The sequence below is a fragment of the uncultured Salinicola sp. genome, assembly GCF_937921195.1.
Taxonomy (GTDB): Bacteria; Pseudomonadota; Gammaproteobacteria; order Pseudomonadales; family Halomonadaceae; genus Salinicola.
In genome coordinates this window covers 1-22948 of record NZ_CALFQK010000021.1, presented here as the reverse complement: position 1 = coordinate 22948, position 22948 = coordinate 1, and the positions used below count along the sequence as shown (strand labels likewise).

The 22948-nt window shown below is 65.2% G+C and carries 14 protein-coding genes; 3 read left to right on the top strand and 11 right to left on the bottom strand.

The genetic code is table 11. The features are described 5' to 3' along the window. Positions 1 to 8: 8 nt before the first annotated feature. Entirely contained in the window at positions 9 to 2201 is a 2193-nt protein-coding gene (rlmKL, locus tag Q0602_RS01485; RefSeq protein ID WP_298837824.1) for a bifunctional 23S rRNA (guanine(2069)-N(7))-methyltransferase RlmK/23S rRNA (guanine(2445)-N(2))-methyltransferase RlmL, read from the bottom strand. 254 nt (positions 2202 to 2455) lie between these two features. Between rlmKL and rmf the strand changes: the two genes are divergently transcribed. Further along, positions 2456 to 2665, top strand: a complete 210-nt coding sequence (rmf, locus tag Q0602_RS01480; protein ID WP_110600781.1) for a ribosome modulation factor — start codon at positions 2456 to 2458, stop codon at positions 2663 to 2665. Between the two features lie 109 nt (positions 2666 to 2774). Here rmf and Q0602_RS01475 read toward each other — a convergent pair whose 3' ends face one another. The 7 genes from Q0602_RS01475 to Q0602_RS01445 all read right to left on the bottom strand — a co-directional run bounded on the left by Q0602_RS01475 (position 2775) and on the right by Q0602_RS01445 (position 13838). Then, on the bottom strand, positions 2775 to 3806 hold the full coding sequence (locus tag Q0602_RS01475; protein ID WP_298837820.1) for a quinone-dependent dihydroorotate dehydrogenase: 1032 nt from the start codon (positions 3804 to 3806) through the stop codon (positions 2775 to 2777). Between the two features lie 174 nt (positions 3807 to 3980). Continuing rightward, complete coding sequence (locus Q0602_RS01470) at positions 3981 to 5093, bottom strand: hypothetical protein (protein WP_298837817.1); 1113 nt, start codon at positions 5091 to 5093, stop codon at positions 3981 to 3983. A 203-nt stretch (positions 5094 to 5296) separates the two neighbouring features. Next, positions 5297 to 10114, bottom strand: coding sequence for an NAD-glutamate dehydrogenase (locus Q0602_RS01465; protein ID WP_298837814.1), 4818 nt, complete (start codon positions 10112 to 10114; stop codon positions 5297 to 5299). A 206-nt stretch (positions 10115 to 10320) separates the two neighbouring features. Continuing rightward, positions 10321 to 11445: a tRNA (uridine(54)-C5)-methyltransferase TrmA gene (gene trmA, locus Q0602_RS01460; protein WP_298837811.1), complete on the bottom strand. Its 1125-nt coding sequence runs from the start codon at positions 11443 to 11445 to the stop codon at positions 10321 to 10323. Positions 11446 to 11482: 37 nt separating this feature from the next. Further along, positions 11483 to 12298: a glutamate racemase gene (gene murI, locus Q0602_RS01455; protein WP_298837808.1), complete on the bottom strand. Its 816-nt coding sequence runs from the start codon at positions 12296 to 12298 to the stop codon at positions 11483 to 11485. After that, positions 12291 to 13190 (bottom strand): LysR family transcriptional regulator, encoded by a 900-nt coding sequence (locus Q0602_RS01450; RefSeq protein ID WP_295035136.1) that lies wholly within the window; start codon positions 13188 to 13190, stop codon positions 12291 to 12293. The genes murI and Q0602_RS01450 overlap by 8 nt, the downstream gene beginning before the upstream one ends. Positions 13191 to 13295: 105 nt before the next feature. Continuing rightward, complete coding sequence (locus Q0602_RS01445; RefSeq protein WP_295035151.1) at positions 13296 to 13838, bottom strand: hemerythrin domain-containing protein; 543 nt, start codon at positions 13836 to 13838, stop codon at positions 13296 to 13298. A 374-nt stretch (positions 13839 to 14212) separates the two neighbouring features. Here Q0602_RS01445 and Q0602_RS01440 point away from each other — a divergent pair, with 374 nt between their 5' ends. Then, positions 14213 to 15565, top strand: coding sequence for a replication-associated recombination protein A (locus tag Q0602_RS01440; RefSeq protein WP_295035134.1), 1353 nt, complete (start codon positions 14213 to 14215; stop codon positions 15563 to 15565). 78 nt (positions 15566 to 15643) lie between these two features. Here the strand turns inward: Q0602_RS01440 and lolA are convergent, their stop codons facing one another. From lolA to Q0602_RS01425, 3 genes are all read right to left on the bottom strand, one after another. Beyond that, positions 15644 to 16300 carry an outer membrane lipoprotein chaperone LolA gene (gene lolA / locus Q0602_RS01435; RefSeq protein ID WP_295035133.1) on the bottom strand — a complete coding sequence of 219 codons (657 nt, stop codon included), beginning with the start codon at positions 16298 to 16300 and terminating at the stop codon, positions 15644 to 15646. A gap of 110 nt (positions 16301 to 16410) precedes the next feature. Then, complete coding sequence (locus tag Q0602_RS01430; RefSeq protein WP_298837865.1) at positions 16411 to 19845, bottom strand: DNA translocase FtsK; 3435 nt, start codon at positions 19843 to 19845, stop codon at positions 16411 to 16413. 292 nt (positions 19846 to 20137) lie between these two features. Next, complete coding sequence (locus tag Q0602_RS01425) at positions 20138 to 22171, bottom strand: methyl-accepting chemotaxis protein (RefSeq protein ID WP_298837803.1); 2034 nt, start codon at positions 22169 to 22171, stop codon at positions 20138 to 20140. A gap of 141 nt (positions 22172 to 22312) precedes the next feature. Between Q0602_RS01425 and aat the strand changes: the two genes are divergently transcribed. Next, on the top strand, positions 22313 to 22948 hold a 636-nt coding region (gene aat, locus Q0602_RS01420), incomplete at its 3' end, for a leucyl/phenylalanyl-tRNA--protein transferase (protein WP_298837862.1).

The following is a 22948-nucleotide window of genomic DNA, read 5'->3' as shown; positions in this document are numbered from 1 at the left end:
CCGAAGTGTCAGCCAGCGTGGCGGATAAGGAAACAGTGGTGCAGGTTGGCCCGCCGCGTGAAGTCCGGGTCATAGGTCCGAGCGGTAATCTCCTCGACCCGATAGCGCGACGCCAGTGACGCATCCAGGCTGAACCGCTGCTGATTGTTGGAGAAGATCAGCTCTCCCGTCGGTGCCAGGCGCGCCATGGCCAGCTCGATCAGGCGGACGTGGTCGCGCTGGATGTCCAGCGTGCCCTCCATGCGCTTGGAGTTCGAGAAGGTCGGCGGATCCATGAAGATCAGATCGAACTCCCCTCCCGCCGTCTCCAGCCAGCGCAGGCAATCGTCGCGCACGACCCGGTGCCGGCCGGGATCGAGCTTGTTCAAGCTGAAGTTGTCCTTCGCCCACTCCAGATAGGTGTTCGAAAGATCCACGCTGACGCTCTCCTCCGCACCGCCCAACGCGGCCTGCACCGTCGCCGTGCCGGTATAGCAGAACAGGTTCAGGAAGCGCTTGCCGCCGGCTTTCTCGGCCAGTAGACGCCGCACCGGCCGATGATCCAGGAAGAGGCCGGTATCGAGATAGTCCTTGAGGTTCACCCATAGCCTGGCGCCCCCTTCCGTGACCACGAAACGGTCGCCGCTGTCGCCCTGCTTGCGATACTGCGCCTTGCCGCTCTGGCGCTCGCGCTGCTTGTAGTGGATCTGCTCGGGCCGCACGTCCAGGGCGACCGGAATCGCGCTCAACGCGTCCATCAGGCGGCGCTGCGCCCTGCCCGGATCGACCGATTTCGGCGCCGCGTACTCCTGGACATGGACCTGATGCCCGTAGACATCGATGGCCAGGGCGTACTCCGGCATGTCGGCATCGTAGAGTCGATAGCAAGCCTCCCCGGACTTCTTGAGCCACTTGCTCAGCCGCTTGCGATTCTTCTGCAGGCGATTGGCGAACATCTGGGCGCCCTCGCTCAGCACGCTCTCCCGCGGTGCCGGATCCGACGTTTCACTCTCCTCGCCCGCCGCCTCGCGACCGGCGATATCGATCAGCAGCAGCTTGCAGTCGAGCGGACCGTTCTTGAACGCATACTGCTTGTGAGCCCGCAGCCCGAGTCGGTGACCCAGGTCCGGATTGCCGGTGAACAGGGCCAGCTGCCATCCCGGGAAATGCCGGCGCATCCGTTCGCCAAGATCGCTGTAGAGCGCGACCAGCTCGGGCAACTCGCCCAGCCGCTCGCCATAGGGCGGGTTGGTCACCACCAGCCCGGTCCTGCCGCTCTCCCTCTCCTGGAGCTCGGCCGGGCATTCGAGCGCCTTCACCGAGCCGCCGGCCAGCGTGATCAGGGCGGGGATGCCGGCACGCATGGCATTGCTCCTCGCCGCACCAATGGCTTGCGGGCTCTGGTCCAGGCCGAACAGGCGCGATCTGGTGCGGCGCCGGCCGACGTTGGCACGCGCCTGCGCCTCGCGCCGCAGGAGATGCCAGGCCTCGGCATCGAAGTCGGCCAGCGTCTCGAAGGCGAAGCGTTCCCGATTCAGTTGTGGCGCCATGTCGGCCGCCATCATCGCTGCTTCGATCAGCAGCGTGCCGGCGCCGCACATCGGGTCGACGAGCGGCTCGCCACGCCTGGCCCGCGCCGGCCAGTCGGCACGCGTCAGCAGCGCCGCGGCGAGATTTTCCTTGAGCGGTGCATGCCCCGAATCACGACGATAGCCGCGCTGGTGCAGGCTCGCCCCCACCAGGTCGATACCGGCCAGCAACTGACCCTTGTGCAGGTGAGCGAACAGCCTGACGTCCGCATCGCGGGGCGCGATTTCCGGTCGTTCCCGACCTGCCGCGCGCAGCGCGTCGACCACGCCATCCTTGACCACCTGGGCGCCGAAGCGCGTATGCCGGATGGCTGGAGAGTGACCATGAAAGTCCACTGCCAGCGTCTGGCCGGGTTTGAGCAGCTCCGCCCAGCGCATGTTCTTGACCGCCTCGACGATCGACGCCGGCGCTTCGCAGTTGGCTTCGCGTCCCAGCGTCAGGATCACCCGGTTCGCCAATCGCGACCACAGGCAGATGCGATACGCCGTCGAGCGACCGGCCAGCGCATGAAGGCCGGCGACGGTAGTTTTTTGTATCTCGCCGCCCAGTTCGACGATCTCTTCGGCCAGCAGGGATTCGATTCCCCACGGGCAGGTGATGTGGAGGCTTAACAGCGAGTTATCGTCTTTCATGGCGGCGTCATCCGACCGTTATGGAGCGGTCATATTCCTGTGAATTCGGTGAAGGGAAGGCTTTATGACAAAACGCCTATCGACATCGTTTCTCATTTCGGCTAAAGCTAACAGTCGTAGCTACGAAACAACGCATGCGGTTTGCCTGTCCGGACGTTTTCGCGGGCAGTCCGTCGGATTTGGCTCGATGCCGCCCGGCTGACTGTCGTTTTCCTCAGGAGATGCACTTGTTCTGACAAGAGGCTACTACTACGATGAAACGACAGAAACGTGATCGCAACCAGCGGGCATTTCTCCACGGCTACAAGGCGGGGGTGGTCGGTCGCTCACGCGACGAGTGTCCGAGCCAGGATGTGAATCTGCGCGAAAACTGGATGAGCGGTTGGCGTGAGGGTCGCGGAGACCAATGGGCCGGTATGACGGGCGTTTCGGGTATCCACAAGAACCCTACGGTCATGACATAGTCGTTATGGACGACAGTGCCATGTCGGTACTCACAAGGCTCGCCGCTGGCGGGCCTTTTTATTGAGCCATCGGCCGCGGCCCGGCAGCCGGTCGCTATCCGCCATGGCATCATCGATGAGTCGAGCCATCGGCCTGGGTGGCTCGCACACACTCACCGATCAGCTCGGGGCCACGATAGATGAACCCCGTGTAGATCTGCACCAGATCGGCACCCGCCTGGCACTTCTCGCTGGCGCGTACACCGCTGTCGATTCCTCCCGCGCCAATGATCGGCATCGTCGGCAACAGCCGTCTCAACTCCCGGACCACCGCGGTCGAACTGGCGAACAGCGGCGCTCCCGACAGACCGCCGGCTTCGTGCGCATGGGGCATGCCTGTCACGTGCTCGCGAGATACCGTGGTATTGGTGGCGATGACGCCATCGATATCGTTCGCCTGTAGCGTATTGGCCACCAGCGCCATCTCGTCCAGGGTCATGTCCGGCGCGATCTTGACCGCCAGCGGTACGTGGCGTCCGTGCTCGGCGTCGAGCCTGGTCACCTCGGCCTTCAGCGCGCTCAGCAGCGTATCGAGATGATCGCCGAACTGCAGGTTGCGCAGCCCCGGCGTGTTGGGCGAAGAGATGTTCACCGTGATGTAATGCGCCGCCCCATGCGCCTTGCGCAGGCACGTCACGTAATCGTCCACCGCCCGCTCGACCGGCGTCGTCAGGTTCTTGCCGATGTTGACGCCGATGACGCCGTTGTAGCGACTCCGGCGGACATTCGCGACCAGGTGATCGACCCCGGCATTGTTGAACCCCATTCGATTGATGATCGCCTGCGGCCCGGTCAGCCGGAACAGGCGCGGCCTGGGATTACCCTGCTGTGGCTTGGGTGTGACGGTGCCGACTTCGACGAAACCGAAACCCAGCGCGCCGAGGGCATCCAGATGATCGGCGTTCTTGTCCAGACCGGCAGCCAACCCCACCCGATTGGGAAACGTCAGCCCCATCAGGTCGACGGCGCTGGAGGCGACGTAGGTATCGCCCAGCAGGCCGGACAGACGGGCACGATGGGCGGTGTCCAATGCGGTCAGCGTCAGGCGGTGTGCGGTTTCCGGCTCCAGCCGAAACAACAGCGAGCGAACGAGGGCGTACATGGAAAGTCTCGTCGGTAACGAAGGGAGTCTTCTAGCGGCGGGCGAGTATATCCCACCTTGGCGCCTCGGGACGAACTCCTTGGGGAGAAACTCTCCGCCCGGGAGCGAGCCCCTGAGAGGGAACGACAAACCCGGCGCCGGGGCGCCGGGTTTGGTACCGCGAATGCACGCCGGTTACTGTGAGTCGAGCTGCTGGACCCGCAGGGTATAGTTGTTGGCACCGTTCATCGCCGAGCCGAACCGCTGCCCCTTGACCCAGACCCGATAGCGACCCGGCTGCAGCACAGTCTCGATATCGAAATCGCCATCGGCCAAAGAACCCTCGTCGCTGGCGACCGTGCGGCCGCTCTCGTCGAGCACCTTGGCCTGCAGACGGTAGCTTCCTTCGTTACCCGGGAACGTGGAGCTCTCGATCGACACCGTCCCCGCCTGCGCCACGTCGAAGCTCATCACCTCGCCCTCCTGACGAATCAGGATGTCGGCGACGATCTCGTCGAACGCATCCGGCATTGCCGGCTGGTCGTTGCGGGCGGGACTGGCGTCCCGAGACGCGGCGCCTGCCGTCGCGCCGGCGGCGGCTCCCTCGGACGCCGAACCCGGCGTCGCGGCCGACCCGGTGTTGGTGGCACCGGCGGTGGCGCGCGGCTCGCCGCCACTCGCCGAACCGGCGACATCGCTCGCCGATTGCCGGCCCGGTGCGCTCAGCGTCGCGACCTGGTCGCCTTCGTCGACGAAGGCCGTCGTTCTGCCGCTCGGCCCGGCACCGCCGAACATGATGCCGCCACCATTGTCCACGCCGCCCTGCTCACTGGTCACCACGTTGCCGCTGGCATCCAGTCGCGCGACGTCGATGTTGTAGCTATTGCCACCGGTCTTGGTGGAGCCGAACTTCTGCCCCGAGACCTGCAGCGAGTAATCACCGGGCTCGAGCGACTCGGTCATCTCGAGTCCCCCGGTGTTACCCAGACCGGTGCCGCTGGCCAGCACGTTGCCATTGCTGTCGATCAGCTTGGCGGAGATCTTGTAGTCGTCGGACTCGCCGGGCAGCGTCGAACTCGAGAACCGATAACGGCCCGCCTGGTCGACGGTGAACGGGTGCTGATGGAGCCCGCCGAAAAAGAAGCTGCGGCTGCGCGCATCCGAGCTGGATTTGAAGAACTTGGTCAGATCGACCTTGCTGGCCGCTTCCTGAGCGTCCTTCAAAGCCTCGCTCTGAGCGAGAACCTGACCGCTGGCGCCCGCCAGGCTCAATGCCACGAATAAGGTGGAAAATACGCGATACTTCATGGGGCCTCTCTCTGCACTCTGCGACCGAATCGGAGCCGAAGCATAACAGAGACGCTCCCCGAGGCACCTTAAAGGGCCTGCGGAGAGCGCCTCCGTGCGGAATAACCTATGCACTGACGGTCACTGCCTCGCCGGTCGCCCGATCGGCGGGAGTCACCCATCAATGGCGGGCGACATCGCTGCCGCCCGACCTGCAGGCCACCTTAGCCCTCGCTTTCGCTCTCGGCAAGGTCGACCAGTTCCCGGATGGCCACGGCGACCAGCGGAAAGCTGATCTGCGAGCCGGAGTCGATCTCCGCCAGCAGGGCGTTCCAGCGCTCGAACAGCGGCGCGTGCAACTCCTGCCAGTGCTCGACCCGGGGTTCGATCTCGCGCGGGGCGTCCGACATGCCCAGCACCTTGACCGTCAAGGCCAGCTGCTGGCGATCGAGGTCGTCGCGGAACGTCTCCCGCGCCTGCGCCTGCCAGCTGTCCCGCACTTCCAGGCTGTTGATCTGCTGCATCATCCGCGGCAGCTCCAGCCGCTGGCCGATGGTGTAGTAGGTCTCCGCGACCCGCTGGATCTTCTCGCCGCTGGTCCGCGCCGCCTGGATGATGCCCAGTCCGGCATAGAGGCTGGAGGCGGCAGCGACGACCGATGCCAGCGCTTCCGGCACCCTGGCCTTGACCAGCGCGTCACGCCGCTTGCTCCAGGCTTCACGCTCGTCACCACTGAGACGGTTGCCGATATCCTCCTGCAACTGTGCCAACTGGGGAGCATACTGCTCGACGCACTCCTTGACGCCGAGCGAGCCCCGATGACGCAGGAACCAGCGTGTCGCCCGACGCAACAACCGCATCAGGTCTAGCATCATGGCGTACTGGGTCTGGCTGTCGACACGGTAATCCAGCGCCTCGATCTGCTCCCACAGCTGATTGAATCCGAAACTGTCGCGGGCGATGACATAGGCCTGGGCGATCTCGACCCGCGATGCGCCGGTGGAGTCGCGCAACTGCCGCACGAAGGTGATCCCCATGTGATCGACCAGATCGTTGGCGATCTGGGTCGCCACGATCTCGCGCTTGAGGCGGTGCTGGTAGAGATCGTCCGGGTAGCGCTCGGCCAGCGTCTCGGGGAACGCTCTCGTCACGTGCTGCTGCAACTGCGGATCGGAGGGCAGCTCAAGAGCGATCAGATCGCTCTTGAGCGTGCTCTTGGCGTAGGAGATCAGCACGCTCAACTCCGGCAGCGTCAGCCCGCCGTCGTTGTTGCTGCGCTCGATCAGCTGTTCGTCGTTGGGCAGGAACTCGAGTTCCCGATCGAGGCTGCCGGCCGCTTCCAGCTCGTTGATGAACCGGCGATACGGCCCCAGCCCCTCCTTCGATTGCAGTTCGGCGATTGACAGCGCCTGGGTCTGGCGATAGTTGTCGCGCACGACCAGTTCACCCACCTCTTGCGTCATCTCGACCAGCAACTGGTTGCGCTGCTTCTCGGTCATGTCGCCGCGCAGGACGATGCCGTCCAGCAGGATCTTGATATTGACCTCGTGATCCGAGCAGTTGACGCCACCGGCGTTGTCGATGAAGTCGGTATTGACGCGAATGCCCTTCTCCGCAGCCTCCATCCGGCCACGCTGGGTCAGCCCCAGGTTGCCGCCCTCGCCGACCACACGGCAGTTGAGCTCACGGCCGTCGATGCGCAGGCCGTCGTTGGCCTTGTCGCCGACGTCGGCGTGACTCTCGCTGGAGGCCTTGACGTAGGTGCCGATACCGCCGTTCCAGATCAGATCGATCTTGGACTTGAGCATCGCGTTGATCAGGTCGTTGGGCGAGAGCTTGTCCGCCTTGATACCGAAGACCTTCTTCATCGCCGCGGAGATGGGGACCGACTTGGCATCGCGGGAGAAGATGCCGCCGCCTTCGGAGATCAGCTTCTCGTCGTAGTCCGTCCAGCTCGAGCGCGGCTGCGCGAACAGGCGCTTGCGCTCGGCAAAGGACTTGGCGGCGTCGGGATTCGGATCGACGAAGATGTGCCGGTGATTGAAAGCGCCCACCAGCAGGATCTTGTCGGACAGCAACATGCCGTTGCCGAAGACATCGCCGGCCATGTCGCCGATGCCGAGCACGCTGAAGGTCTCTTTCTGGGTGTTCAGGCCCATTTCCCGGAAGTGACGCTTGACCGACTCCCAGGCGCCGCGGGCGGTGATCGCCATCCCCTTGTGGTCATAGCCCTGGGCGCCACCGGAGGCGAAGGCGTCCCGCAGCCAGAAGTCGTACTCGATCGAGATCGCGTTGGCGTAGTCGGAGAAGGTCGCCGTGCCCTTGTCCGCCGCCACCACCAGGTAGGGATCGTCCGGATCGTGGCGTACCACCGTGCGCGGCGGCACCACCGTGGTGCCGTCGAGATTGTCGGTGATGTCCAGCAGGCCACGAATCAGGATCCGGTAACACTCGACCCCCTCGGCCTGGATCGCGTCGCGATCGGCGTTTTCCGGCATGCGCTTGCAGATGAAGCCACCCTTGGCGCCGACCGGGACGATGACCGAATTCTTGACCTGCTGCGCCTTCATCAGCCCCAGGATCTCGGTGCGGAAATCCTCATTGCGGTCCGACCAGCGCAGGCCACCGCGGGCCACCTTGCCACCGCGCAGATGGACGCCCTCCATCCTCGGCGAATAGACGAAGACCTCGAACATCGGCCGCGGCTTGGGCATGCCGGGCACCTTGCTCGGCTCCAGCTTGAACGAGATGTACTCCTTGGCGCTGCCATCCTCGCGTGGCTGGAAGAAATTGGTACGGACGGTCGCCAGGATCAGGTCGACGTAGCGGCGCAGCAACAGATCGTCGTTGAGGCTGGCGACCTGATCGAGCATGGCGTTGAGCTCGTCGATGCAGCTCTGGCACTGCGCTTCACGGGACTCGAGCTCGGGGGAGAAGCGCAGCGTGAACAGCCGCGAAAGCCCTCGGGTGATATCGGCATGGGCTGCCAGGGTATTGGCGATGTAGGCCTGGGAAAGCCCGATGCGCAGCTGCTTCATGTAGCGCGCATAGGCTCGCAGCACGGCGACCTGGCGCCAGTCCAGGTCGGCACCGATGATCAGCCGGTTGTAGGTATCGTTCTCCGCATCACCGACCCAGATCCTGGTGAAGGCGTCGATGAAGTTGTCGCGCATGTCGCCCAGATCGACATCGCCCGCACCGCGATACTCGAAGGTGAAATCATGAATCCAGTAGGTCTGCTGGCCGCTGGCGATGCGGTAGGGCCGTTCGCTGATGACCCGTAGCCCCAGGTTCTCGAGCACCGGCAGCATGTCGGAGAGCGGGATCGGCGTATCCTGATGGTAGAGCTTGAGGTTGACGCTACCGGCGGCGCTCTCCGCCAGGTGATAGAGACTGACCCCGATCGGGGCGCCCTCGTCGAGCGCCTCGAGATGGCGGATGTCGTTGGCGGCGGTCCGCGCGGAGAAGTCGTCGCGGTAGCTGCTGGGGAAGGCATCGCGGAAGGCCTGGGCCCGGCGGTTGCCCGCCTCCTCGCCCAGCGTCTCGATCAAGGCGCCGTGCAGCTCCTCGCGCCAGTTGCGCGCCAGGTTGATGACCTTCTTCTCCAGCGCGCGACTATCGAAATCGACGGGCTCGTCGCCGTTGAAACGCAGCGTGAACTGGATGCGCGCCAGGATCGACTCGGAGAGGTAGGGATTGAAATCGGCGAAGGTGGCGTCGAGCTCCTCGCACAGCAGGTTCTGGATGCGCAGCCGCAGGTCCGTCGAGAAGATATCCCGCGGCACGAATACCAGGCAGGAGTAGAACTGCCCGGCGCGGTCCTCGCGAATGAACAGGCGTACCCGGCGGCGCTCGCGGATGTTGAGAATGCCGAATGCGGTTCGGCTCAGCTCCTCGGTGGAACTCTGGAACAGGTCGTCGCGGGGATGCACTTCCAGCACCTGCAACAGCAGCTTGCCGTTGTGCCCTTTCGGATTGACGCCGGCCGCGTCGATGACCGCCTGGACCTTGCGGCGAAGAATCGGCACGGTGCGCGGCGATTCGTTGTAGACCAGCGAGGTGAACAGGCCGAAGAAGCGCCACTCGCCAATTGCCTTGCCCTTGGCGTCGTGGCGCGTGACGGCGATGTAATCGGGGTAGGTCGGACGGTGCACGCGCGCGTGGTAGGCGCTCTTGGCGAAGTGCAGCAGCGCCGCCCCGTCGTCCTGCTCGAATCGCACGGGCTCCCGGTAGCGCGGCTGGTCCAGCTTGAGCACGCCCAGCTCGCTGCCCTCGACCCGCTCGCTGCGCGCTTTCTTGCCACTGCCGACGAAACGGCTCTCGGCGTAGCCGAGGAACGTGAAATGCTCGTCGAGCAGCCACTTGAGGAAGGCCACCGTCTCCTTCTGATCCGCCGCGGTGATGCCGCTCGGCTTGTGGGCATCCAGCGCGTCGATGACTTCACGCACCTTGTCGCACATCGGATCGAAATCGGCGACGGCGGTGCGTACGTCGAGCAGCACGTCGCGCAGCCCTTGTTCGAGATCGGACAGCGTCTCGCTGTCGGTATGGCGGTCCACCTCGATCAGGATGATCGACTCGCGTGCCTCCGGCGCCTGCTTGGCCCGGGTTCCGGTAATCCGTGTCGCGTGATGGCGCGAGTCACGCTCGACCGCCAGCACCGCGTTGTGGATCGCGTGCAGGGTCAGGCCGCGGCGGTTGAGCTCCATGCGCACCGAATCGACCAGAAACGGCATGTCGCGGTGAAGGACGGCGACCACGGTGTGCGGCGATTGCCAGCCATGCGATTCGAAGTTGGGATTGAAGACGCGCACCTTGGCTTCATCGGGATCGAAGGTGCGCATGAAATGCCAGGCCGCCAGCGTCGCGCCGTAGATATCATCGAGCTGCCGGTCCGCCGCCTCTTCGAAAGGCGCGGTGGCGTAGAGATCCTCGGCGAACGCCGTGATCCGCTTGACCTTGTCCTCGGGGAGCCGCTTGGACAGTTTTTCCTGCAACTGCTCCAGAAATTCCGTTTTTCCCTCGATCGCGACGTGTTGCATCTATCACCTCGGCTGGCATCGACCGTCAACATGGCGGCCGCATTCAATAGGCTGGGAGCTTACGTCAGCGCCGCATGGCGCCCTACTCAATTGAAGCTTCGTCATGACGCATGTCGGTTATGCATCAACGACGGGACTGCCTGATCGCATCGACGGTTGACAAGATGCGATGCCGGCCTGGTGGCGGGCCGGCACGGCACCTCGGATCACGCCGACGGTCGGCGTTCGAGCAGCACCCCGCACTCACAGTGGTCCGTCCATGGGAATTGGTCAAACAGCGCCATCCGAGCCACGCGATGCGTACGGCTCAACTGCTCGAGATTGACGGCCAGTGTATCGGGGTTGCATGAAATATAGACGATGCGGGAGTAGCGCATCAGCGGCGCACAGCTGTCGGCGTCCAGTCCTGCCCTCGGCGGGTCCACCAGCACGGTGGAGAAGTCGCAATCGGCGAGCCCCATGGCGGCGACACGTCGCCCCTGCTTCTCCCCGCTCAACGCCTGGGCGAACTCCTCGGCCGACATCCGCGCCACATGCACGTTGTCGATGCCATTGGCATCGAGGTTGGCCTGCGCCGACGCCACCGACGTTCGCGAGATCTCGGTGGCGACCACGCGCAGGAAATTCTCTGCAAGCGCCACCGTGAAGTTGCCGTTGCCGCAGTAGAGCTCGACAAGATCGCCCTCGCTTTCGCGGGTCACATCCCGGGCCCAGCTCAGCATCGAACGACAGATCTCGGCGTTGGGCTGGGTGAAGCTGTTCTCGACCTGCTGGTAACGGAGTTCCCGCCCATCCACCTCGAGTCGCTCCCAGACGTGGTCGCGATCCAGCACCAGCCGCTGCTTGCGGGAACGCCCGATCAGCGATACGCCAAGTTCGGCCTGCAGCTCGCGAGCCCGGGTCTCCCACGCGTCATCGAGCGGCTTGTGATAGATCATCGTGACCAGCGACTCACCGCTCAACGTGGTGAGGAACTCGACCTGGAACAGCTTGCGTCGCATCAGCGGCTCGTCCCGGATCGCGTCCAGCAGCCGTGGCATCAGTTCGTTGATACGCTCGCTGGCGACCGGAAAGCGGTCGACGCGGACGACGCGCTGGGCGACGCGGCCTCGCTGAAGCGGTGCCTCCGGGTCGGCCTCGAACATCGCATAGAAAAGATCGTCTCCCTCGTGCCAGACACGGAACTCGGCGCGCATCCGGTAGTGGGAGGGCGGCGATGCGAATACCTCCAACGGTGGCGGTGAAAAGCGGGCGAACTGCCGCTCGATGCGTTGACGCTTGGCTTCGAGCTGGGCGTCGTAACGCGAGGGATCGATATCGAAAATCACCAAACCAGAAATCCTCGGACAAAATTAGCGCAATGGTTCATCAGACATGGGGGCCCACGCTCGGCGGAGCGACCTCGAGGGCGCGCGGCGACGAGTAGCCGAAACGCGTCAGGATCGGTGCCAGACTCTCGACCCGGGGCGCCGTCGCCCAACTGGGCGCCCCGCCCACCTCGCCCGGCGGCGCGGGGATCGACCGGATGTCGCTCAGCACCTGACTCAGTCGGCGGGCTATCGCCGCCCCGGAGTCGATCCAGAGCCTGTCGGGCATCAACGGCTCGAGCAACCCACGCAGCAGCGGGAAGTGGGTGCACCCCAGCACCACGACATCGAGATCCGTCGTCGCCTTCAGCGGCGCAACGGCCAGCTGAAGCGCACGGGCATCGACCGCCCTGCCCGCGAGATGGGACTCGGCCTGGGTGACCAGCGCGTCCGCCGCCACGCGCACCACCCGACAATCCGGCGCATGCTCGGCGATCAGCCGATCCAGGTAAGGCCGGTTGACCGTCGCTCCGGTGGCGAGCAGGCCGATCGTGCGGCTTCGGGATGCCTCGGCCGCCGGCTTGATCGCCGGAACGGTGCCGATGACCGGTATCGGTAGCCGTGCCCTCAGCGCCTCCAGTGCCAGTGTGCTGGCGGTGTTACAGGCCACCACCAGCACGCGGGGCCGCGCCAGCTGGCATGCGTTGACGCAGACGGCGACGATTCTCGCGATAAGCCAGTCGTCACGCTTGGTGCCGTAGGGCAGCGCCGCGTTGTCGCAAAGGTAGCCCAGCGAACAGCCCGATACCCGCCGTCGGATCTCCTCGCTGACGGAGAGTCCGCCGACGCCGGAATCGAAGATGAGGGCGTCAATCATAATCCCGGCCGTCACCGAAATAGCCGAGCAGCGCCTCGATCAGGGCTCGCAGGCGCGCCGGCATGTAGTCGCGTTCGGCGTACAGCAGGTGAATGTCGAGCGGCGGCATCTCGAACGACTCGAGCACGCGAACCAGCTGGCCGGCTCGCTCTTCCGGTGCGGCCAGGGAGGCCGGTTTCAACGTCAACCCCATGCCCAGTACCGCGGCCTCGACCAGCGCCCTGCCGTTGTTGCAGGAGAGTGCCGGTTGCAGCCGGAAGCGATAGATCTCGCCATCGACCCGGAACGGCCAGTAGAGCCCGTGCCTCGACAGGGTGTAGTGCAGACAGCGATGTTCCCTGAGTTCGTGGGGATGCCGTGGCGTGCCGTGGCGCTCGAGATAGGCGGGCGACGCGTAGAGATGCATCGGCATCTGCATCAACGGTCGCGCGATCAGGCTGGAGTCCTCCAGTTCGCCGATTCGCACGACCAGATCGAAATCCTCGGCCAGCGGATCGACGCGGCGATCCTCCAGTACCAGGTCGAGCGATACGGCCGGATGGGCCGCCTCGAAGGCCTGCAGCGCCGGCATCAAGGAACGCGCGCCGAAATCCACCGGCGCGGACAGGCGCAGACGACCGCGGATCTCGCCGCGCTGCTCGCCGATGCCCGCCTCCAGTTCCTGCAGTTCGTCGAGCAGACGGACCACGGTCGCCAGGTAGCGCTCTCCCTCGGCGGTCAGCTGCAGGCGCCGAGTGGTTCGCACCAGCAGCCGCACGCCCAGCATCTCCTCGAGCCGGGAAACCTGCTTGCTGACCATGGCGTTGGAGACGCCCAGCCGCCGGGCACCGCCGGCGAAACTCCCGGCGTCGATGACCGCGCGGAAGACCTGCATCGCTTGCAGTCGATCCATCCTGCCCCCGTCCTGTGGTGCCAGGCGGCCATTCTACGCAAGCGGCGGCGATCGCGCAGCGGTGATCGCCGCCGTGTCAGGCAACGATGGGGGGAAGTGCCAGCCCTACAGCGGTGACGGGGCCTCGCGAAACTCGGTATACAGCTCCGGATACGCCTCCTGCAGCCGCGCCAGCTCGGCGCCCGCCTGGGCGGGCAGTTCGTCGGCGAGGCGCGCGAGATCGTCCTCGTCGAAGTGCTCGCGGATCAGCGGGAACAGCTCTTCCCGCTCGGCACGCAGATAGGCCCGATGCGCTTCCAGGTAGGACTTGAGGTCGTCGGCGAACTTATCCATTGGCATCACGCCGTCCATCAGGATCATGTCGATATCCTGGGAAAGACGCATCAGCTGCTCATGCAGATGCTGATAGTCATCGGCCAGACGCGTACTCAGTTCGTGGATGCCGGACGCCTTCGCCACCAGCTGATCGCTGCAGATACGTTCGAGGGGGATCGTGAATCCGTTCATGTAGTCGAGAATATAATCCACGACTTCTCGAATCAGGCGGAAGTCAGGACGCTCGCCGTCCGCCAGTGTCTTGTGCTTGAGTTGCAACACATGCAGCAGGCGCGCCATGTTGGCATGGTCCTGACGCAGTTGGGTCAGCATGGGCATGGTGAGTCTCCTGTCCGTGAAGCGCGGAGTCGAGTGACGCCCGTCGCCTTGTCAGCCTAGTGTAGCGTCTGTCGACGACCTTGGCGCCGATACCCGTCTCGACGGTTCGTCACCGCTGTTGCCAGGGTGGACGAAGGCGTCTCCACCCCACCGTCCGAGTCGACGATGTGCGCCGTGGATTACCTCTGCCAGATACCGACAAACGAGCCTCGAACGACATCTCTATCGATGATCGATTGGGTCTGCCTTCAGCGACAGGCTAGAATTTCCTACCCTAGCGGTTTTTTCGATAAACGCTCTACGCCTAACGTCTGAATCGCTGTAGCGAAATGTACCGTTTCGTTGCCGTCAGCCAGCCTGGAAGCCCCATGGACCTATTTGCCGACGACGCCTCCCGAGGCGCCCCCCAGCCGGACAGTGCACCCCTCGCCTACCGCCTGCGTCCGCGCACGCTCGATGACTACATCGGCCAGCAGGCGCTGGTCGGCCCCGGCAAACCGCTGCGACGCATGGCCGAGACCGCCAGCGTGCGCTCGATGATCCTGTGGGGTCCTCCCGGGGTCGGCAAGACCACGCTGGCGGAGATTCTCGCCGAAGCCTCCGGCGCCCGGCTGGAGCAACTGTCGGCGGTGATGGCGGGCGTGAAGGAGATCCGGGCGGCGGTCGAGCGAGCCCGGGAGGGCCAGATGCGCGATCGCCGGACCCTGCTGTTTCTGGACGAAATCCATAGGCTCAACAAGAGCCAACAGGATGCCCTGCTACCCCACGTCGAATCCGGGCTGCTGACGCTGATCGGCGCCACGACCGAAAATCCCTCCTTTGAGGTCAACTCGGCGCTGCTCTCGCGGGCGCGGGTCTATGTACTGAAAGCCCTCGACGAGAGCGAGCTGATCACGGTGCTCAAGCGCGCGCTCGGCAACGAGACACTCGGGCTGGGGCAGCGCAATATCCGCGCCAGCGACGAAACGCTATCGATTCTGGCGAGGGCGGCCTCCGGCGATGCGCGTCGTGCCCTCGGCCTGCTCGAGACCGCCTGCGACTTCGTCAAGAGCGACGAGCACGGCGAGATCCTCGACCGCGACGCCGTGATCGAGGTGATCGGGCACCAGGCGGCGGCATTCGACAAGCAGGGAGAGCACTATTACGACGTGCTGTCGGCCATTCACAAGTCGGTTCGCTCGTCGCGTCCCGATGCCGCGCTACTGTACGTCGCCCAGTTCATCAGTGGCGGTGGCGATCCGCTGGATGTCGTCAGGCGCCTCGCGGCGATCGCCTCGGAGGATGTCGGCAACGCCGATCCGCGCGCGCTGCCGCTGGTGATAGCGGCGTGGGACGCCTATCTGCGGCTGGGCGACTACGAGGGGCAGCGCGCCATCGCCCATGCCGTGATCCACCTGGCGGTCGCCCCGAAAAGCAACCGCATCGATCAGGCCTGGAGTCAGGCCAAGGCGTTCGTCGCCGAACACCCCGACATGGAAGTGCCCATCTATCTGCGCAATGCCCCTACCGAGCTGATGTCTTCGCTGGGTTACGGCGAGGGCTATCGCTACGCCCACAACGAGCCCGACGGCTACCCGGCCGGCCACAGCCATGACTGCTGGCCGTCGAACCTGCCGAAGACACGCTTCTACGCTCCCAGCGACCACGGCCAGGAGAAGCGGTTCCAGCAGATGCAGGCATGGCGCGAGGAGCTGGACCGCCAGGCGGACGGCGGGTCCTGAGAGACATCGCCTGCCGCTAAAGACATTCGCCCCGCCGCGGGTGACCACGACGGGGCGAGTCCAGCGGCGAACGCGGCGTTACGGCGTCGCGGGCGACTGCTCCCGAATCACGTCCGCGCCCTCGGGCGGCTGAAACTGGAACTGGGCCGGATCGATATCGACATTGGTCTGGGCGTTGTCGAAATCGATCGCGGTGCGCTGGCCCGTGCTGTCGGTCATCTGCAGCGCATCGAGTTGCTCGCCGTAGAAGGTCAACTTGAGCTGCTCGAACAGCGTATCGTTGGCCTGCGGCACCAGCGTGAAGGTCTCGCTGGCGCCCTGCTGCTGCCGCGTGACGTCGTAGTTGTCGGCCAGCTCCGAAGCACTCCCGGAGAGCAGCAGCGCCGGCGTATGGGTGACCCGGTCGTCCAGCGGCTGGATCGTGACCTGCTCGAGATCGGGATCGTAGAGCGACACTTCGTCGCCGTCGGAAACGACCAGTTGCCGGTAGGGTTCGTTCACTTCCCAGCGGAAATGCCCCGGACGAGACAGCCACATGTGGCCGCTGGTGTCCTGCAGGCTGGAGCCCGAGGCATCCAGAATCCGCTGCTCGAAATCCGCGGAATAGGTCTTCAGCGGCTCGAGCAGGTGGGTCAGGCGATCGGCGGACGCTTGATCCGCCAGTGCCGACTGCGTCATCAATACCGGCGCCAGCAACAGCGATCCGGCCAGAGCCAACGTCTTCATCTTGCGCATGGAAATTCCTTATCGGGAATCGTCGACCCGAGGTCGGCGATCATGAATCTGGTGAATGCTAGGACAACGAAACGGCCACGGGGTTTACTTCCCCGCGGCCGCTGGCGCGATCAATGCCCGACGGGCGGCGGCGCCAATACTTCCCGGGAGCCGTTGTTGCCCATGGACGAAACGACGCCCGCCTGCTCCATCGCCTCGACCAGTCGAGCCGCCCGGTTGTAGCCGATCTTGAAACGGCGCTGCACGGCGGAGATCGACGCCCGGCGGCTCTCGGTGACGAACTGGACCGCCTCGTCGTAGAGCGCGTCCTGCTCGGCATCGTCGCCATCGCCCCCCCCCTCGGCCTCGAGTCCGGCCAGCGCATCGGCGGAGACGCCGCCGGAGAGAATCTCCTCGATGTACTCGGGCTCGCCACGGCGCTTCCAGTCCTCGACGATGCGGTGGACCTCGTCGTCATCGACGAAGGCGCCGTGGACGCGCTGCGGCATGCCTGCCCCCGCCGGCAGATAGAGCATGTCGCCATGCCCCAGCAGGTTCTCGGCGCCGCCCTGGTCGAGAATGGTGCGGGAGTCGATCTTGGACGAGACCTGGAACGCCATGCGCGTCGGGATGTTGGCCTTGATCAGCCCGGTCACCACGTCGACCGACGGCCGCTGGGTGGCCAGGATCAGGTGAATGCCCGCCGCACGCGCCTTCTGGGCCAGGCGCGCGATCAGCTCCTCGACCTTCTTGCCGACGATCATGAACATGTCGGCAAACTCGTCGATCACCACGACGATGTAAGGCAGCTTCGCCAGCGTCGGCGGCTGCTGGTGCATCTCCCACGGCTGCGGCTCCCATAACGGGTCCTGAACCTGGGCGCCGTGACTCTCGGCTTCATCGAGCTTGGCATTGAAGCCGGCGATGTTACGCACGCCCATCGCCGCCATGAGCTTGTAGCGTCGCTCCATCTCGGCGACACACCAGCGCAATGCGTTGGCCGCCTCCTTCATGTCGGTCACGACCGGTGCCAACAGATGCGGAATGCCGTCGTAGACCGAAAGCTCCAGCATCTTGGGGTCGACCATGATCATCCGGACCTCGTCCGGGGTCGCCTTGAGCAGCATCGACACCAGCATGGTATTGATTCCCACCGACTTGCCGGAGCCGGTGGTGCCGGCAACCAGCAGATGGGGCATCTTGTTGAGGTTGGCGACCACCGGCTTGCCGCCGATATCGTGCCCGAGCGCCAGCGTCACCGGCGATTCGGCATGCTGATAGACATCCGAGTCCAGCACCTGGCGAATGCGAATCATCGCCCGATGCGGGTTGGGGATCTCGATCCCCACGGTCGGCTTGCCGGGAATGATCTCGACCACGCGCACGCTCTTGACCATCAGCGAGCGAGCCAGGTCCTTGGCCAGGTTGCTGATCTTGGAAACCTTCACCCCAGCCGCCGGACGGATTTCGAAACGGGTGATGACCGGCCCCGGCCAGGTCTCCACCACCTCCGCCTTGACGCCATATTCGCGAAGCCGCATCTCGAGCAGTTCGGCCATGTCCTCCAACTGCTCCGGCGAGTAGTTCGGCTGCTCGGGATCGGCGGGCGTGGTCAGGCGAATCGACGGCAGGTTACCGCTCGGCTCCGGCAGATCGTCCATCACCGGGCGCTGGCTCTGCAGATGCTCGACGGTCCACAGCGTCGGTTGATCCTCGGCAGCCGCCCTGGCCTGATCCGCGGTGGCCAGCGGGCCTTCGCCGCTGGGCGCCGCAATCGGAGCGGCCGGTGTCGCCGGATCGGGACGAGCGACGCCGGGCGATGGCGGGACCGGCGGCTGACGCTCCGGCGAAACCGAGCCAGCCACGTCCTCGCGGTCATCGTCGGCGATTTCGAAGCTCGGCTCCTGACGCTGCCGCGAAGCCCACTCGTGGGGTCGCGCCTCGCGATTCGGCGGTGACGATAGCGCCGGGTCCGCCGGAATCTCGCCACTCTCCGCTTCGATATCGCTCCAGTCGACACCGGCGCGCCGGCGCTCCAGCCCTTCCGGTTCGCTCGCGGGCAGGCCCTGGGTTGGCGCATCGGGTTCGTCGTCAGGCCGGGGCGTGGTAGGGCCCCGATCCGGGACCGGATCGTTACGCTCGGCGCGAATTCCCCACTGCTGGACCGGCGCATCGTCATCATGCGCCGAGACGCCGTTGACCGGCGGTTCGGGGCGACGGCCATCGATGTCGCCGCGCGTCGCCGCGTTCGACGGGGCTGCCGTGTCGGCAGCATCAGTTGGCGAGGGCGGAATGTCGCCGGCCGGTGCCTGGAAGGCGTCGGGTATTCGCCGACGTGTGACGTCGGCGCGGAAAGGCGTCCTTTCCGATCGAGCAGCCGATTCGGCCTCCGATTCGGCCTCCGAATCGGCTGGCGTCGCCGCGGCCGTCAATGCCGACGAGGTCGCGGGCGTGACCGCCGAATCGTCGGTTGCCGATATCCGGCCCGGCATCGCCGGGTCGGAAGACGACGGCCGGCTCGGTTCGCCACGCGCTGCCCCCCGGGATGGCGCATCGGCGTCGGCGCCTGGCAGACGTCCCAACGTCGGCTCGCGGGATTCGTCGCGCTGCTGACGAGCGGTGTAGGATGCCTCCGGGCGCTTGGCGGAGGGGGTTCGCGCCGGGACGTCCCAGGGAATATCGGTCCGGCCATCGTGGCGCCACATCGAGGTGTCCTGACGCTCCGAGCCCTCCGCCGCACCGACGACATTTTCCCAGCCCGGCTCCTGGCGCGACTGATACGAACGCTCCAGCTCGTCGTCATCCCACCGTTCCAGGTCGGGCGCCTTGTGCCATGGCAGCCACTTGGCCCACCAGGCGGTCCTGGCAGGCTTTTCTTCCTCTTCCGCCACGGCCGCATCGGGTCGATCGTCAGGGCGAGCGTGGCTGGCCGGCTCGGCCGCAGCCTTGTCGAGCCGCCGGCTCTCCCGCGCCTCACGGCGCTCGCTCGCGCGCGACTTCGTCCAGTGAAACAGCCGATTCAACGAACTGCCGAGTTCGTCCATCACCGTCAACCATGACATGCCGGTGAACAACGTGAAGCCCGACATGAATGCCGCGATGGCGATCAGGGTGGTCCCCCGCACCCCCACCAGGGCGGTCAGTGAATTGGCAATGCCACGCCCGAGAATGCCCCCCGCCTGGTTGGGGAGATCACTGGCGGCACTGTAGAAGTGGAGGTCGCCCAGCGTGGTCGTGCTCATCAGCAACAGCAGCAGCCCGCCGGTGTGGACGGCCAGCGCCATCGGATCCCAGGCTATCTGGACCTGGGTCTGACGCATCAGTCGCCAGGCGCCCAGTCCGAACATGCCCGGCCACCAGAGCGCGCTGGCGCCGAACAGCGAATAGAGCACATCGGACAGCCAGGCGCCGATCTTGCCCATCCAGTTCGAAACCGACTGGTCCGGCCCGCTGTGCGACCATCCCGGATCCGTCGGTGTATAGCTGAACAGCGCCAACAGCAGAAATACGCAGATGGCGAGCAGCAGAATCACGGCGCCCTCGCGAGTCACGCCCTGCAGGCGCATGATCACGTGGCGCGCCTGCTCCCTGGCTTGCGCTTGCGTTGACGAACGACGGCTCTTCTTGGCCGAACTCTTGGCACTCAAATGATCAACCCCCTCGCGCCCGGTCTGGCGTGGCGTAGCGCAGTCAACTGCCTTGCCGCTGGCGGCATTCCATTCCGCTCGCGGCATTGGCGATCAATGACCGAACCCGTGGCGGGTCCGGTGCTTTCAACCCGCCATCATACCGGGGCCCGCGCCGACATCACAGGGGGCGCGGGTTGCATGGGGCGTCGACCGATTCGGCGGCGCCGGATCAAGCCGGCAGCGACTCCTCGGAGGTCGCGTGTCGTGTCAGACCGGTCGCAGGGCCAGAGAGAGCCGGTTCATGCCGGTCGAATGCCTGGCCGTCACGCAGCCGGAACACCGATACGGTCTCTGCCAGCCGTCGGCTCTGCTCGTTCAACTGCTGAGTCGAAGCGCTGGATTGACGAACCAGCGCCGCGTTGCTCTGGGTGGTCTCGTCGATCTGCGAAATGGCCAGGTTGATCTGCTCGATACCGTGGGACTGCTCTTCGGACGCCAGCCGGATCTCGGAGATCAGCGTACTGATGCGCTCGACCTGCGACACGATCTCCGAAACCCGCTGTCCCGCCTCCGCGGCCCGAAGGTTGCCGTTGTCGACCTCGTCGACGGTGCGCCCGATCAGCGCCTTGATCTCCTGCGCCGAGGTCGAGCAGCGTTCCGCCAGGCCCCGCACCTCCTGCGCGACCACGGCGAAGCCCCTGCCATGCTCGCCGGCCCTGGCGGCCTCGACGGACGCATTCAGCGCAAGCAGGTTGGTCTGGAAGGCGATGCCATCGATCACACCGACCACCTCGGATATCTGCTTCGCCATCCCGACGATGCGCTGCATGGCTTCCGACGTGGCTTCGACCGTGCTCTGGGCCTCCCCCGCCGCCAGCACGGTGCGTCGGGTCTGCTCGTCGCTCTCCTGCGCTCGCTGCGTGTTCTGGCGCACGGTCGCGTTGATCTCTTCGGTGCTGGCGGCGGTCTGTTCGAGGCTCGCCGCCTGGGACTCGGTACGCGAGGAGAGTTCGGCATTCCCCGAGGCCAGCTCCTGGGTGTGGCTCTCGGTCTGCACGACCGCGTGACGCACCTGTCCCACGATGCGCTCGAGGCCATCGCCGATACCGTTCATGGCCCCGACCAACTGGCCGATCTCGTCGCGACGACGCGTCTCGATTCGCTGGGACAGATCCCCTTCCGCCAGCGCCTGGGCCAGGCCGACGGCACGATTCATCGGTTTCGTGACCAGCCGCTTGGCGATCCAGTAGAGCGTCAGACTCAACGCCGCCGCCAGCACCAGGGCGATCAGCAGGAAGCGATCGCGCGCGGCGATGACACCGGCTTCGATCTCGTTGACCGACACCGAGCCCACGATGATCCACTGCCACTCGGGATAGCGGGAGTACAGCGCCAGGCGCTGGTCGCCGCTGCCGGAGACATAGCTGATTTCGCCGGAGGCCTGATCGAACAGTGGCGCGAAGGCATCGGCGTCTGCGGAATTCAACAGGTTCTGTCCTTCGAAGGGGCCTCCCGCGATGACCTCGCCCTTGCGATCACCGGCGGCCGAAATCAGCATGGTGTAGCCGGCGCTGCCGATCCCCATCGCACGGATGCGGTTCTGGACCTGACCCATCTCGGCGCTGATGTCGACACCCACGAACAGCGCGCCGACCACCTTGCCGTCGCCATCCTGTATCGGCTGATATTTGGTGATGTAGGAGGTGCCGAAGAGCTTGGCGAGTCCGATATAGGGTTGGTTGGCCATCAGCTTGGCGTAACTCTTGGATTCCCGGTTGAGCAGTGTCCCCATCGCCCTCTCGCCGTTCTGGTCCTTGAGAGAGGTCGCGATGCGCACGAAGTCGTCACCGTCACGCGCGAAGATGGTCGCTGGCGTGCCGGTCTGCGCGCTGAAACGATCGAGCTTCCAGGTGTTGTCGTTGAGCACCTCGAGCCCGTCCCTGAGGGTCGGGGTCTGGCGTCCGGAGACCTCGACGCGCTGATCCGGGCTCAGCGCGAACCGCCCCGAATACTGGTCCGAGAAGATATTGAGGAACCGGTCCGCCTGTTGCTGGAGGCTGTAATCGAACAGCGACAGCATGGCGGAGACCGACTCCTGCTGGGTCTTCAACTCGTGGGTCGTGGCCTCGCGCAGTTGCGATGTGCTTGCCTGGGCCATGGCGAAAGCCAGCCCCATGAGTACGACGACCTGCAATAAGGCGACGATGATGGCCAGTTTGGTGCCGATACTGGCATGGCGAAGACGCTGTCGGAGTGCTGCCATGATTCTTTCCACAATTTGAGGAGTCGTGAATCTATCGGCGCAGGTCGGCAAATTCTTGATGCCACTTTCAGCGAAGAGATGGCGAGAACCATCGCTCCGGTGTTTGATATGCTGTGGACCGCTCTCCCATCAGGTCCCTGCATGCTGCCCTGGCTACCTCCTCACCTCGTCGCCTTTCCACCGGTTTCCCAAGCGCTTGATGAACCGGACGGCCTGCTGGCCGCGGGGGGCGGACTGACACCGGACTGGCTGTTGTGCGCCTACCGCCAGGGCATCTTTCCCTGGTATGCAGAGGGCCAGCCAATCCTGTGGTGGTCTCCCGATCCACGCATGGTGCTCTTCCCCGAAGAGATACGGGTCCGCAGGAGTCTGGCCAAGCGGCTTCGCAATGGTGGCTTCACGGTAACGTTCGACCACGCCTTCGGACGGGTCATCGCCGCCTGCGCGGAGACTCGCGCGGATGCGGAAGGAACCTGGATCGACGACGCCATGCGACAGGCCTATCTCGACCTTCACCGCATGGGGCACGCGCACAGCGTCGAGGTCTGGCAGGCGGAAACACTGGTGGGCGGCCTTTACGGCCTGTCGATCGGTCGCATCTTCTTTGGGGAGTCGATGTTCAGCCGCGTCCCCGACGCCTCGAAAGTCGCCCTGGTACAGCTGGCGCGGCGACTCCAGCATCACGATTTCGCCTTGATCGACTGTCAGATGCACACCCCCCATCTGGCCAGCATGGGTGCCAGAGACATCGCCCGCGAGCGCTTCATCGGCTATCTT